Raw genomic sequence first — 14180 nt, forward strand, 5'->3', positions numbered from 1 at the left:
GAGCAGTGGTTCTCTGGCCTTCCCAACTACATCAAGGCTTATTTGCCAATTTCTCTCTGCGAAAGTTGAGTTAAAGACATAAACAACTATAGAAAAAGTTTATTGGACATACAAAAAGTAGAGGATAGTCCCTCTTTGTCGAACAAGGAAGTTATATAGACAGAGAGGGAGAATTTTAAAAATGGATTTGAATGGAGTAGTAATCTTATTTAATCAAATTTGTAGAATGGCAGATGAAGAATTAAATTACTGTATAATCTGTCTGCAATTGGTGTCCAAATCCAAATTTTTTAAAAAAAGGATTTCCGTATTCTATATAGAATACATAATAATAGTATAGGAATTAAATATGAGCAGAGAAATAACAAAAAGGGAGTCGTATTAATGCGGAAAGTTTTAAGTTTATTATCAATCATCACATTGTTAGGACTATCTTTCCTTCTTCATCCTAACGGCAGTCTTGCAAATGAAACGGAAGATAACGAGTATATCAAACAATATTATAAAGAACGTGATAGTGACAATGTTGATTTAGAAGAAGAAGAAATTATATTAGATGCACTTGAGTCCTATTGGCAAGAGGATTTAAAAGTTGGAGAAATTTTAGTAAACGAAACTAATGATTTATCAATAAAACCACTTGTTTTATCAGTAGAAGAAGAAGATAAAGTTAAAGCTATTAAAATTATTGAAAGTATTTATGAAAACGTAAATGCAGAAGAAAAAGAATTATTATACGACTACGTAGTTAGACATTACAAAGGTATTGAAGACTCCGAAGTTTTGAGATTTTTAGAGGATCTCGATGCTGAAAAAAACGAAAATGAAATTAGTACTTTCGCTGCCGCTGCCTCCTATAAAGGAGGTGCCGCAGCAACTTGGGCATATAATAATTACAACAAATATAGCAAAAGTTACCCAAAATTTACTGGAAAATATGGGACTAACTGTACAAATTTCGTATCTCAAGCAATGCATATCGGTGGTGGGTTACCAAAACAAGGTAAATGGACCATCTCTAGAAAAAACAAAAAATACCATGTGATAAATAGTGCAAAGCAACTCAATTATAGCTGGAAACTTTCAGATCCTAGTCCTTGGATTAGTGTCAAAGAATTTAGTAAGTTTTGGAGAAAGAAATCAACTGTAAGAGGCGCTTCTAAAGCACAATACGTTAATAACACAAAATCATATCGTAAACAACAAAGAGGTGACATTGTAATTTTTCATAAAGGTGCTGCAGGAGTTGTAACAGTACCAACTCATGCAATGATTATCACTCAAAAACCGGCCAATGATTATAACTTAGCTGGTAATTCAGTAGAAAGACGTGCACATCCTTTAAAAAAAGCCATTAAATCATACTCTTATATCGAATTTTATACACCTAAATAATTTTAGAAATAGGTCTCTCTGCTCATATTTTTTCGAAAATTATACAAAAAAACACTTTCATCAAAATGTTGAAGTGTTTTTTTATTTTAGTTTAAAAGTGTAATAAACTCAACTATTTTTTCTTAATTGGATAACGATGATATTAATCCAAGTAATTATAGGAATAAAAAATAATAGTGCTCCAATTCCTAAGCTATCAAATAAACCATAGGATCCTTTATGAAACTTTTGCGGATCTATTTTATAAAATAAAGCTGATGCTCCACCCAGAATAATTGTATTTACAAAAAAAACACAAGATATTAATTTCCATTTATTTACCTTTTTTAATGCATAGAAGCAAATTGAAGTAGAAACTACTAAAGAAAATAATATAATGAGTATGAAAATCGGATTCAAAAAATCCCTCCTATCTTTTTGATAATTCTTTACCTTACACCAATTTTAATAACAATGATAAAAAAATACAACCAAATGTAGCTTATAAAATAGCTTGATTAAAATGCTTCACTACCATTATGTGCCATTTCGCTAATTACTGTAAAGCCTATTTACAATAAAGAGATATTTGAGTATTTTTTCCTCTAATAAAAACAAGCCCGGCTCTGACCGAGCTTCCTCTCATACTTTTTCTATACCTTTCAGATTATCCAAGATATACTCTGGACCAACAATAAGAAAGTGCTGTAGCAATAGTTTAGGAGTCCTTATGTAAGTTGATTCGTCCATTTGTGCAGTACAAGCAAAGAATGATCTGTCCCCATCTAATTCAATCTTTACTGCCTCAGCGTCCAATTTATCTTTAATCATTTCCTCCGTTAACTCAAAAAGTCTGTCTAACGCCATCGAACACACTCCTTTGTTAATGGTTCATTAGTACTGTAATTCTACAATCAGTCCAGTTTTCCTCTAATAAAAAAGCCCTCAATGGGGCTTTATCTTTCCTCTTGGCGTCCTACCAAATAATAATCCAATAAATCTTCCACATTATTCCTTATCTTATCATTAAAATAACTCCGTTTTTCTTCGCCGCCTTTATACATCACCATATAAAAAGTAAAGTTATTTTCTGATCTACCTCGTATGATCTTGATATTGTTTTTATGCAAATATCGTTTAGCAGCAGCTAAATCCTTTTGGACATCTCGGATAATAGCTTCAATTGAGATTTGATATGGTTGCTTTAATTTAAACGAGCCTTTATCAATAGCGGCGAGATCTCGCTGTAAAACAGTCAGCAACATCGGCAAAAATATTGCTTGATCAATGAGTTGTCGATCGCTATCTGGGATGTCTATCATTGGCAGCACCACCAATAAATGATTTTATTTTAATCAGTTATGGTGTTTTTGACAAGAACTAACGTTCTGTTCTGGGTGTGCTTTAAAGTTTTCGTGCCAAATTCGTGCCAATTTATGAATGAACACAAAAACAGCAAGGGAGCGAATACGCTGAAACCCTTGCTGTTACTGACTTTGTAGGTACGGCCCCGACAGGAATCGAACCTGTGACGCACGGTTTAGGAAACCGACGCTCTATCCTCTGAGCTACGGAGCCATGTTACTTCCTAGAAAAAGCACATGTTTTATTATAATATAAATCCTCTTTCTTTAAAAGTATAAAAATGGTTTTGAAGTATTTATGGAATTTTCTCTCTTTATATGTGTGTTTCATAAAATCCTCTTTTTAACCAGATTGATTGTCCAATCAACCTTTCTTTTTTTCAATATGTTATTAACAGAGGTCAACCGATTTTTAATAAAAAATTCAAGGGGTGAATGATTTTATGTTTTTTGAAGATGATTGTTTTGGTGGAGTGGAAGAACGGTGCGGAGAAAGGGAAAGAGGCAGACGTTCCAGACTAATCTGTTTTTGCAGGGAAGTAGATGAGATACGTGAAGAAGAACGTCATCATCATGATGAATGTAAGTGTAGGTGTCACGGCCATCATCATGACCATGTACGTTCTGAAAGAGAAGAGGAATGTGATAATTTCGACTGGTAGAACTGGAATGAACCAGAGGTTCGATCATTTTGGAACCTCATTTAATGATGTTTATATACATGAGTTAGGGGCTATTGGAAAAGAAAATTCATAAAATTGATCTGAGTTTCATTGATACTAAAAACGCAGAAGTCATTGAAAAACCTCTGCGTTTTTTCTATAGATCGCTTTTTTAGCTTGAGAAGGAATCAATAGGCTGCTTGGAAAATTTCAATAATGTCCTCTTTTTTGCCTTGGATAGGGTTGCTGATGGCATTTCCGTCTTGAAGTGCCATGTTTGCCATATATTCGAAATCCTCTTCTTTAACGCCGAGCTCTTTCAAGTTTGTTGGGATTTTGACATCCCGTGATAGTTTTTCAATAGCAACTAAAGCTTTATCGGCAGCATCTCGAATCGATAAACCTTCTATATTTTCACCCATAAATTTTGCTATATCTGCAAATTTTCGCGGATTAGAGATGATGTTGAATCTTTCTACATGCGGAAGCAGGATGGCATTTGCCACTCCATGAGGCATGTCATACAGTCCTCCGAGCTGGTGGGCCATGGCATGTACATATCCGAGACCAGCGTTATTAAAAGCCATACCGGCCAGTAAAGATGCGTATGCCATATTTTCTCTTGCTTCGATATTATGTCCATATGCGACTGCTTGCCGTAGGTTTTCCGAAATCAGCTTAATGGCTTGGATTGCTGCTGCGTCAGTTACAGGGTTGGCTCCTAGTGAGAGGTAAGATTCAACCGCATGTGTCAAGGCATCCATCCCGGTTGCTGCTGTTAATGCTGGAGGCTTTCCAGCCATAAGCTCGGGATCATTAATTGAGACCAGTGGTGTATTTCTCCAACTGACAATGACATATTTGATTTTCTTGTCAGTGTTGGTGATGACACAATGCCTTGTGACTTCACTTGCTGTTCCCGCGGTGGTATTAACGCAAACAAGTGGAGGGAGAGGATTAGATAATTTTTCTATTCCGGCGTAGTCTTCATATAAATCTCCGCTATGCGTAGCAGCAATGCCTATTCCTTTGCCACAGTCATGAGCACTTCCGCCTCCAACCGTAACGATCATATCGCAATTTTCATCTTGGAAAATCTTTAATCCGTCATAAACATTAGTATCCTTTGGATTTGGCACAACGCCGTCATAAAAGACTGCTTCAATCCTTTTTTCTTTTAAAGAATTGACTACTTTTTCAACCGGACCATCAGGAAGATTTCTCAGAAAGGAATCAGTTACGATTAAAACTTTCTTTCCATCTAAAATTTCGCAGCGTTCTCCGGTTACATTCACAGATCCTCTTCCAAAAAAATTGACAGTCGGGACAAAATAATCAAACATGCTATTTCCTCCTTTTTAATTGGGGATGATTAATCATTTATATTGCAAGAACCGAGCCAACAACATGAGGGTGTTAAAAGAGAAAGAAAAATCTAATTTATACAGATTTTCAAATTATGCTGAAAGTCTCTTGGAAATCCGACTTGTAGTCGCTACACTTCAGTTATGTAGATAAGTTGTAGTGGTGTATATACAGTAAATGAACAATGGGGGGCAGAAATGGTCTACAGTGAAATGGCGATTCGTAAAGAAAAAATATCATCCAACGATTTTTTTCAAGTGAAGAGATGGATGAATACTGAACCATTATGTATTTGTTCGACTCAGACCGTAGGGGAAGCCGCAAAAATTATGGAGCAGGCAGGGATTGCTGTTATGCCGGTTGTAGGCGAAAACGATCAACTTATTGGATTATTGAGTTTTCGTATGATATTGTCGAATTTTTTACAGGATTCAATTGGTTCATCACTTATAGAAGATGTACCAGTCTATCTTTATGATTCTGTCAGGTCAACAGATCAGATGACTGATATTCTACAAATGCAGGTGGAGTGTCTGCCAGTAGTTGACCCGGATAATAAAATTGTGGGGATCATAACACCGAAAGAAATGTTGGATTTCTATACAAAATCCATGTCCACTTTTCAAAAAAAGAGAAATGCGATTGAGATTTTAAGCAGCATACTTGAGAGTGCTTATGAGGGAATCGCTGTTGTGGATGAATTTGGAATACTGATTGAATTTAATGAGGCATACAGTAGATTCACGGGTATTTCGCGGGAAGAGGCAATTGGTCGTCATGTAACTGAAGTAATTGATAATACGAATCTTCACGCTACTGTCAAAACAGCTATTCCAGAACGCAGTGTGATACAAAATATACAAGGACAAGATATGGTCGTTCATCGAATTCCAATTTGGGAAGGGAAACGAGTTGTTGGTGCAATTGGAATGCTTATTTTTGAAGGGGTTACTGAAATCTATAAAATATATGAGAATTTGCAGATGAATTACAGGAATAAAAAGCAGGAAGGGAGTCCATATTCCAAAAAAATTAAAAATAATGATGCGGAATCCAGCCAGGTTTTAGGAACAAGCAAGGAAATCTCCGAAGTGAAGCATATTGCGCGAAGAGCAGCAAAGACCGCGGCTACGGTTCTAATTACAGGAGAGAGTGGAACAGGAAAAGAGGTGTTTGCCCGGAATATTCACCACTTGTCGTCTTCACGAGGTCCCTTTGTCAGTGTGAATTGTGGTGCCATTCCAGAAGCATTGTTTGAATCTGAGTTGTTTGGATATGAGGAAGGAGCATTTACGGGTGCGAAAAAAGGAGGAAAGCAAGGAAAATTTGAATTGGCGGAAAAGGGAACTATTTTTTTAGATGAAATTGGTGAAATGCCATTAACCATGCAGACTAAGCTTCTAAGAGTATTACAGGAAAAAGAAGCTGAAAGGGTCGGAGGGGTCACTAAATATAAAATAAACGCCCGGATCATTGCAGCAACCAACAAAGACCTGGAAGAAATGATCAGCAATAAAACTTTCCGTGAAGATTTATTTTATCGGCTGAATATTATTAATATTCATGTTCCGCCTTTACGTGAGAGAAGCCAGGACATTCCAATATTATTATCCTACTATTTGAAAGAGGTGTGTAATAAATATCATATCCCGATGAAGTCGTTTAATCCAGAAGCAGTATCTGCCCTAATGAGTTATCCATGGAAAGGGAATATAAGGGAGCTGATTAATACGATAGAACAAATAGTCACGCTTGTCGATAGCCAGGAGATTCATCTGGTTCACTTGCCGAACTCAATCAAAAAAATGCAATGGAATCAAGCGGAAAAAGTGATTAATGTTAAAAGCGTGTCCTTGCTCGAAAAGGCAAAAAATGTGGCTGAACAGGTGGAAAAAGAATCAATTATAAAAGCGCTTACTCGTGCAGGAGGCAATAAAACAAAAGCAGCTGAATTGTTGGGAATTCATCGTACGACTCTCTACCAAAAATTAAAAAAGCATGACATTGATTGAGGTTAAGGTGTTGGTATAGTTCTTGCAATTTATAAGGTTAAAGAGGAGAGGAAAAAATAATGAATAAATTTGCAGAGTTAAGAACACCGCCGTCGATTACATATGGACCTGGTTCTTTTAAAAAAGTTGGGGTAGAAGCTAGTCAAAGGGGAAAGAAAGCCTTGATCATCTCCGACAAAGTAATGGAGAAATTGGGGAATGTTGATCAATGCATGAGTTTTTTGGATAAGTGTCAGGTAAAAAGTGCTGTTTACTTTGGGGTTGAGACGGAGCCGACTGATCAGTACGTGTTGGAAGCTTTAAAAATGGTTATGGAAAATGGTTGTGACTTGATTATTTCTTTAGGGGGAGGCAGTTGTATTGACACAGCAAAAGCAGTTTCCGTCATTGCGTCGAATGGAGGAAAGATTGATGAATTTGTGGGAGGGAAAAGAATTGCTAAACAGTCACCGCTTCAACATATTGCCATTCCGACAACAGCCGGAACAGGTTCCGAAGCAACTGATGTAACGGTGATAACGAATACTTCCAACCAAGTTAAAATGATGATTAAGCAGCAATCCTTCATGCCAACTGCGGCTATAGTTGATCCGGAATTGAGTAAATCTTCACCGAAGCATGTGACGGCGGCGACTGGGATAGACGCATTAAGCCATGCAATTGAGGCGTTTTTATCAAAAAAATCTCACCCGATGACAGATATGCTTGCGCTCTCCGCAATGAAACTGATTGTCAATCATATTCGCGATGCTTATGAAGATGGAAACAATATGGAGGCAAGAGAGAAAATGGCACTGGGGTCATTACAAGCTGGTATGGCTTTTTCTAATGCTTCTGTATGTCTAGTTCATGGGATGTCAAGGCCTATTGGGGCATTGTTCCATGTTCCGCATGGGTTTTCCAACGCTATGCTTTTGCCGGCCATACTGGAATTTAGCAAGGGTTCATGTATAGAAAGACTGGCAGATTTGGGAAGAATTTTTATGCCTAATCGGAATGTAACAAACGAAGAGGCTGCAAACATTGCGGTAGAATCCGTAAAGGAGCTTTGCACTGATTTAGAGATTCCTAACCTGAAAGGTTGGGGAATTGATGAAAAAGAATTCAATCTGGCAGTGGAAAAAATGGCTAGGGATGCTATTGAAAGTGGAAGTCCCGCCAATAATCCAAAAGTACCAACGCTAATGGAACTTAAAGAACTTTATTTGACCTGCTATGATTATCAATTTTCAGGGGAGAGGGCGCCTACAAAATAAAAGGAACGATCCCGGACAGCGGAGCTGGCCGGGATCGTTCCAACTCACGTATAAACGTTCCTCGAAAACAATTCTTAATTTTTACTTCTTCGCTGGTCGCTCTACATAGCCATTGACGACAAGGTCCAGTTTTCCAGTTCGCGGATCGATAACCAGGCCATGAACTGGAACTTGGTCTGCCATCAGCGGATGGTTGCGGATCATGTTAACACTGTGCTCGACACTCTCTTCGACACTGTCAAAGCCAGTCAGCCATTCATCCAAGTTGATTCCAGAATGTTGAAGGATATCCAGGGTTTCTTTGGTGATCCCGCGTTCCTGCATTTTTTCAAGGACTTGACTGCTTTCGATTGCACTCATCCCGCAATCGTGATGGCCGATAACATAAACTTCATCAGCTTTCAGTTCATATACGGCGATCAGTAGACTGCGCATGATACTTCCGAATGGATGAGTGAGAATGGCTCCGGCATTTTTAACTACTTTGACATCACCGTTTTTCATATTCATTGCTTTATGTAGAAGCTCAACCAAACGGGTGTCCATGCAAGTGAAAATGACAAGCTTCTTGTCAGGAAATTTTGTTGTTGCATAGGCTTCATACTTTTTTTCGTCGATAAACGTTTCATTATAATCAAGGATTTCTTTTAACAAAGACATTGTCAGATTCCTCCTTTTCGGCTGCCTGTTTGGAAAATGCAGCTTAGGTGTATTTTAGCCAATGAATTCCTTCACAGCAACTTTTTGAAAGTGCAGATATTCAAATTGGCCGATTCGGGGAGGTACGTTTCCCGTGGGGCAAGTCTGCAAGCCAGCTGCTGTATAAAGCTCATTCTATTACTTTTCTTATTTTATCATTTCCTGACAGAGGTCTCCCACATAAGGCTGCCATAAAGATTGTATAGAAAAACAGCTAGATGCACCTCTATTTGGTGATGATTCAAATGGTAATAAACACACAGGAAGTGTTATTTTTATTGAACAGTTTACGTTGCCATTCAATAAGACCTTTTATAAAGAATAGGAGCTCTTAAGTCTCTCACTTCTGAAGTGGTGAGATGAGAGAATATCGGTATTCCAATCATTGGGGTTCAAATCCTGGCTGAAAAAAGTCTATGCAACAGATTTTAAGTGGGAATTTATCGAGCGGAGCTCGACCAAATCTGGGCGCAAATACGTCAAGGCGCATTTGATTGCCGTATGAAGCAAAGGTTGACCATGTTCCTGTCCTCAAGTATGATTGTTGGTGGACATAATTATAAATACCCGGAAGGGGAGAGGTTCATAGCGTTTAACCCTCTATAAAAAACTATGGCTTATACGAAACTGCCATATCCGCGTGATATGGCTTTTTTTATGCCAGGCGTTTTGAACCTCCCCACAACCAGGTGAAATTTGGGAGGTTTTTTTAATGACTGGAAGAAATGAAGATACACTGAAGGATTTATCGCTGTTAGGGAACCAGAATACGGAATATTTATTCGAATATTCGCCCGGAGTTTTGGAATCTATCGATAATTTGCATTCGGACAGGGATTATTTTATCAAATTCAACTGTCCAGAATTTACGTCCCTTTGTCCACAGACAAAACAACCGGACTTTGCGACGATCTACATCAGCTATATTCCTGACAAAAAAATCGTTGAAAGCAAGTCGCTTAAGCTCTATCTGTTCAGCTTTCGCAACCACGGCGATTTTCACGAAGACTGTGTCAATAAGATTATGAATGATTTGATTAAGCTTCTTGATCCCAGGTATATCGAGGTTTGGGGCAAGTTTACTCCAAGGGGAGGACTGTCCATTGATCCATATTCCAATCACGGTAAGCCTGGAACGAAATATGAACAGATGGCAGAATATCGAATGATGAATCACGATCTCTATCCGGAAAAAGTGGATAACCGGTAAGGGGGATTACGTATGCTTCTATATTTAAACGGTGCTTTTGTCGGTTTAATGATTTTATCGAATATACTTGCTGTAAAACTGATTAGCTTTGGGAATTGGTTTGTATTGCCGGCGGCAGTTATCGTATATGTTTTTACTTATCCAATTACAGATACGATTACTGAGATTTATGGGGGTCATGCAGCAAGAAAGACGGTCATGGCCGGACTGATTACTCAAATCCTTGCTATTTTGTTCATCTATATTGCAATTAAACTTCCACCGGCTCCTTTTTATGAAAACCAGGCTGCATTCGAAACTATTTTTTCAGCCGGATTTCGCGTCACACTGGCAAGTCTGCTTTCGTTCTTTATTAGCCAAAATCTGGATGTGACTGTATTCCAACGTTTGAAAAAAAGACATGGAGAAAAGAAACTGTGGATTCGCAATAATGCTTCAACCATGACTAGCCAGCTAGTTGATACAACTATTTTTGTCACAATCGCTTTTTATGGAACAATGCCACTTGGAGCGTTAATCGCGCTTATTTTAACTCAATATACCTTTAAGTTTATCGTGGCTATTTTGGATACGCCGTTCGTTTATCTTCTAGTAAAAATAGGGAGAAAGAAATCGATTAAACAGTCAGTCGCAGAAGAGGTTTCAGCATAATTTTTTACAAAAAATGAAACTTAATGTATGTTCCAACGTATAATGACTATCGCGATATAAAAAGAGAAAAGGCGGGGTAGCTAATAGTGATGACATAATTATTATGAAAAAGGGTGGATGGCCATGACTCTGTTTGGTATGCCAATTGAAACCATTTATTTGATCTTGTTGATTGCCTCTGGTAGTTTAACAATTCTATACTTGTTCTTTGGGGATGTTCTTGAGGGACTAGGGGAAGCGAGCGGGTTTCTAAGTCCGATTCTTATATTGGCCTTTATTACTTTTTTCTCAGCGGGCGGATATATTCTGGAACTGCTCACTTCTATGAACAGCTTCCTCATTATGGGAATTGCTGCAGTTACGGCGTTCCTGCTGGACATCATTCTCAATGTCTTTGTACTCGTTCCCATGTCTTCCGCGGAGCAGTCATTAAGCTATACGGAGAAATCTCTCGAAGGAAGAGTTGGAAAGGTCATTATCTCCATTCCCGAAAAAGGTTTTGGAGAAGTGGTGATTGAAAGCTACAGTGGAATGATTTCCAAGCCAGCAGCCAGTTTTGAAGATATGGAGATTTCAGAAGGGTCTGAAGTTCTGGTGATTGAAGTGAAAGATGGAGTACTACATGTAATGCCATACAAAAAGAATTTTACTTGACGAGGAGGAATCGGTTGATGCCTATTGGTGTAGCCATTGTGTTAATAGTCGTTGTTTTTATTCTCATTGCTTTAATCGGTGTATTTATTACTAAATATCGTACGGCTGGGCCTGACGAAGCGTTAATCGTGACGGGGAGTTACCTCGGCGGAAAAAACGTCCATGTAGATGAGTCCGGAAATAAAATTAAAATTATTCGGGGCGGGGGTGCCTTCGTTCTTCCAGTTTTTCAGCAGGCACAGCCTCTTAGCTTATTGTCGAGCAAGCTTGAAGTAACTACACCTGAAGTGTATACGGAACAAGGTGTTCCAGTGATGGCGGACGGAACAGCCATTATTAAAATTGGCGGCTCCATCGGGGAAATTGCTACGGCTGCGGAACAGTTTTTAGGCAAAACAAAAGATGAAAGAGAGAACGAAGCGAAGGAAGTATTGGAAGGACATCTTCGTTCCATCCTTGGTTCCATGACCGTTGAAGAAATTTATAAAAACCGGGATAAGTTTTCTCAAGAGGTACAGCGTGTTGCTTCACAGGACTTGGCTAAAATGGGACTTATCATTGTTTCATTTACTATCAAGGAAGTGCGCGACAAAAACGGTTATTTGGATTCACTTGGTAAGCCGCGGATCGCGCAAGTTAAACGTGATGCGGATATTGCGACAGCAGATGCTGAAAAAGAAACCCGTATCAAACGGGCGGAAGCCGCCAAAGAAGCGAAAAAGGCGGAGCTTGAACGGGCAACAGAAATTGCTGAGGCAGAGAAAGTGAACCAATTGAAGATGGCGGAATACCGACGCGAGCAAGATATTGCGCGGGCGAACGCAGACCAAGCTTATGACCTTGAAACCGCTCGTGCGAAACAGGAAGTAACTGAGCATGAGATGCAAATTAAAATTATTGAGCGCCAAAAGCAGATCGAATTGGAAGAAAAAGAGATTCTTCGTCGTGAGCGTCAGTATGACTCTGAGGTGAAGAAAAAGGCAGACGCTGATCGTTATGCTGTCGAGCAGGCGGCAACAGCCGAGAAAGCGAAACAGATGGCCGAAGCTGACGCGCATCAGTACCGTGTGGAAGCGACTGCGAAAGCGGAAGCAGAACGAATTCGCCTGGATGGTGTGGCGAAAGCTGATGCAGAACGTGCACAAGGGGAGACCGAAGCCGAAGTTATTCGTCTAAAAGGGGTTGCCGAAGCCGAAGCCAAGCGCAAAGTGGCGGAAGCGTTCGAGCAATTCGGACAGGCAGCCGTGTTGGATATGGTTCTGAAGATGCTTCCTGAATATGCGAAGCAAGTGGCCGCACCTCTTGGAAACATTGATAAGATCACTGTTGTTGACACTGGGGGTCAGGGAGAAGGCGGAGCCAATAAGGTAACCGGCTATGCGACCAATTTGATGGCAACCATGCAGGAATCTTTGAAAGCTTCTTCAGGAATTGATGTAAGAGAGCTTTTGGAGAATCTATCTGGAAAAGGGAATGTGCGTGGAAGCATTGATGTATTGACCGAGGAAGTTCGGACTTCCAAAGTGCAAGAAGCTGATGTAGTAGAAGAAGAGACCACATTGGAATAAGAAAAGTGGAAGGCGCTTGGAGCTAGACATGGAAATCTGATTTTTGAATGGAAAAAGATAAAAGTTATATACTTTCTTACTATTAAAGAAAGCTGTCCAGAAAGTCATTCGTAAGACTTTCTGGACAGCTTTTTATATTTTAGCTAGGGAAGCAGCGCTTGATTAGTGAGCGAAATCGTGGTGAATCTCAAAAATGATAAGCAATAGCAGCACAAGCTTCCCGTTTTTACAGTAAACGATATTTGCAGTGATTCTCAAAAATCAATTCCGAATCTATTAATTGTTAACCGTCTGCAATTTATTGATGAATTTGAGAGCTCGTCCTGTTCCGATAGCCACAGATTCCAATGGGTTTGGTGCAATATGGACAGGTACGATGATTTCATTACTCAGCCATTCCTGCATACCATTCAATAGGGCTCCGCCCCCTGATAAAACTACCCCATGGTCAACGATATCTCCGCTCAATTCAGCTGGACAGTTTTCTAATGTTGCTCGGATTGCTTCCAAAATGTGAAGCAATGATTCCTTCAATGATTCTTGAATTTCATAGGAACTTAATGTGATTGTTTTTGGGAGTCCTGTTACAAGATCCCGTCCACGAACATCCATTTTTTTCTCATGGTGGTCAACCAGTGCATAACCGATTTCAATCTTGATGTTTTCAGCTGTCCGTTCACCAATTAATAGATTATAGCCTTTTCTGACATGCTGAATGATATTTTCATTGAGTAAGTCGCCGCCGATACGAACGGTATTGCAATTGACAACACCGCCGTAAGAAATGATGGCCACTTCTGTTGTTCCTCCGCCAATATCCACAACCACATTTGCAACAGGCTCTTCAACTGGAAGATCGGCTCCTATTGCTGCAGCAACAGGTTCTTCTATCAGGTGGACATTTTTGGCGCCGCAAGATTTAACGGCATCATGGATGGCGCGTCTTTCAACTGAGGTGGCGCCAGACGGAGTGCAGACAACCACGTCCGGTTTACGGATGGCAAGCCCCAATGTTTTTCCCGCCTTCTTCATGACTTGCTTCAGCATTTGGCTGGTGATGTCAAAATCAGCAATAACCCCGTCCTGGAGTGGGCGAACTGCTGTAATACTGGCAGGTGTCTTACCAATCATCTCTTTAGCTTCCGCTCCAACTGCTATCACTTGCTTAGTATCTGTATTAACCGCTACAACGGATGGTTCATTTAAAATAATTCCTTTATTTTTTGTATAAACTAGAACATTAGCTGTTCCTAGATCAATCCCAATTTCTGTACTTGAAAACATAATGGTCCACCTTGCCTTTACTTGTAATATCCTATGTTAAGTATAATAAATTTATAGGGATATTTCTTACTGTATTTAGCA

General features: G+C 39.3%; 14 protein-coding genes and 1 tRNA gene. 8 read left to right on the top strand and 7 right to left on the bottom strand.

The genetic code is table 11. From position 1 onward, the window contains the following. Positions 1-384: 384 nt before the first annotated feature. Positions 385-1395, top strand: coding sequence for an amidase domain-containing protein (locus H9631_RS16300; RefSeq protein WP_191814664.1), 1011 nt, complete (start codon positions 385-387; stop codon positions 1393-1395). A gap of 108 nt (positions 1396-1503) precedes the next feature. Here the strand turns inward: H9631_RS16300 and H9631_RS16305 are convergent, their stop codons facing one another. From H9631_RS16305 to H9631_RS16320, 4 genes are all read right to left on the bottom strand, one after another. After that, positions 1504-1794 carry a hypothetical protein gene (locus tag H9631_RS16305; protein WP_191814666.1) on the bottom strand — a complete coding sequence of 97 codons (291 nt, stop codon included), beginning with the start codon at positions 1792-1794 and terminating at the stop codon, positions 1504-1506. 222 nt (positions 1795-2016) lie between these two features. Then, positions 2017-2241, bottom strand: a complete 225-nt coding sequence (locus H9631_RS16310; protein ID WP_191814668.1) for a hypothetical protein — start codon at positions 2239-2241, stop codon at positions 2017-2019. 89 nt (positions 2242-2330) lie between these two features. After that, positions 2331-2696 (bottom strand): hypothetical protein, encoded by a 366-nt coding sequence (locus H9631_RS16315; RefSeq protein ID WP_191814670.1) that lies wholly within the window; start codon positions 2694-2696, stop codon positions 2331-2333. A 183-nt stretch (positions 2697-2879) separates the two neighbouring features. After that, positions 2880-2952 (bottom strand) — tRNA-Arg (locus H9631_RS16320). A gap of 329 nt (positions 2953-3281) precedes the next feature. Between H9631_RS16320 and H9631_RS16325 the strand changes: the two genes are divergently transcribed. Continuing rightward, positions 3282-3494: a hypothetical protein gene (locus H9631_RS16325; protein WP_191814672.1), complete on the top strand. Its 213-nt coding sequence runs from the start codon at positions 3282-3284 to the stop codon at positions 3492-3494. A gap of 94 nt (positions 3495-3588) precedes the next feature. Here the strand turns inward: H9631_RS16325 and H9631_RS16330 are convergent, their stop codons facing one another. Continuing rightward, the gene (locus tag H9631_RS16330) at positions 3589-4743 is read right to left on the bottom strand and encodes an iron-containing alcohol dehydrogenase (RefSeq protein WP_191814674.1); all 1155 of its coding nucleotides are present in this window, start codon (positions 4741-4743) and stop codon (positions 3589-3591) included. Positions 4744-4962: 219 nt separating this feature from the next. On the opposite strand from H9631_RS16330, the gene H9631_RS16335 reads away from it, so the two are divergent. After that, positions 4963-6777, top strand: coding sequence for a sigma 54-interacting transcriptional regulator (locus H9631_RS16335; protein ID WP_225221107.1), 1815 nt, complete (start codon positions 4963-4965; stop codon positions 6775-6777). A 59-nt stretch (positions 6778-6836) separates the two neighbouring features. Beyond that, complete coding sequence (locus H9631_RS16340; RefSeq protein WP_191814676.1) at positions 6837-8033, top strand: iron-containing alcohol dehydrogenase; 1197 nt, start codon at positions 6837-6839, stop codon at positions 8031-8033. Between the two features lie 81 nt (positions 8034-8114). Here H9631_RS16340 and H9631_RS16345 read toward each other — a convergent pair whose 3' ends face one another. Next, entirely contained in the window at positions 8115-8693 is a 579-nt protein-coding gene (locus H9631_RS16345) for a beta-class carbonic anhydrase (protein WP_191814678.1), read from the bottom strand. Positions 8694-9444: 751 nt separating this feature from the next. Between H9631_RS16345 and queF the strand changes: the two genes are divergently transcribed. From queF to H9631_RS16365, 4 genes are all read left to right on the top strand, one after another. Next, positions 9445-9942 (top strand): preQ(1) synthase, encoded by a 498-nt coding sequence (queF, locus tag H9631_RS16350; RefSeq protein ID WP_191814680.1) that lies wholly within the window; start codon positions 9445-9447, stop codon positions 9940-9942. Positions 9943-9954: 12 nt separating this feature from the next. Further along, entirely contained in the window at positions 9955-10593 is a 639-nt protein-coding gene (locus tag H9631_RS16355; RefSeq protein ID WP_191814682.1) for a queuosine precursor transporter, read from the top strand. Positions 10594-10716: 123 nt separating this feature from the next. Then, entirely contained in the window at positions 10717-11247 is a 531-nt protein-coding gene (locus tag H9631_RS16360) for an NfeD family protein (RefSeq protein WP_191814684.1), read from the top strand. Between the two features lie 17 nt (positions 11248-11264). After that, a complete protein-coding gene (locus H9631_RS16365; RefSeq protein ID WP_191814686.1) occupies positions 11265-12815 on the top strand; it encodes a flotillin family protein in 1551 nt (516 codons plus the stop codon). Positions 12816-13091: 276 nt separating this feature from the next. On the opposite strand, the gene mreBH is transcribed toward H9631_RS16365, so the two are convergent. After that, positions 13092-14099: a rod-share determining protein MreBH gene (gene mreBH, locus H9631_RS16370; RefSeq protein WP_191814688.1), complete on the bottom strand. Its 1008-nt coding sequence runs from the start codon at positions 14097-14099 to the stop codon at positions 13092-13094. Positions 14100-14180 lie beyond the last annotated feature (81 nt).

The sequence above is a fragment of the Bacillus norwichensis genome (assembly GCF_014836955.1).
In the GTDB taxonomy this organism is placed as follows: Bacteria; Bacillota; Bacilli; order Bacillales; family Bacillaceae_C; genus Siminovitchia; species Siminovitchia norwichensis.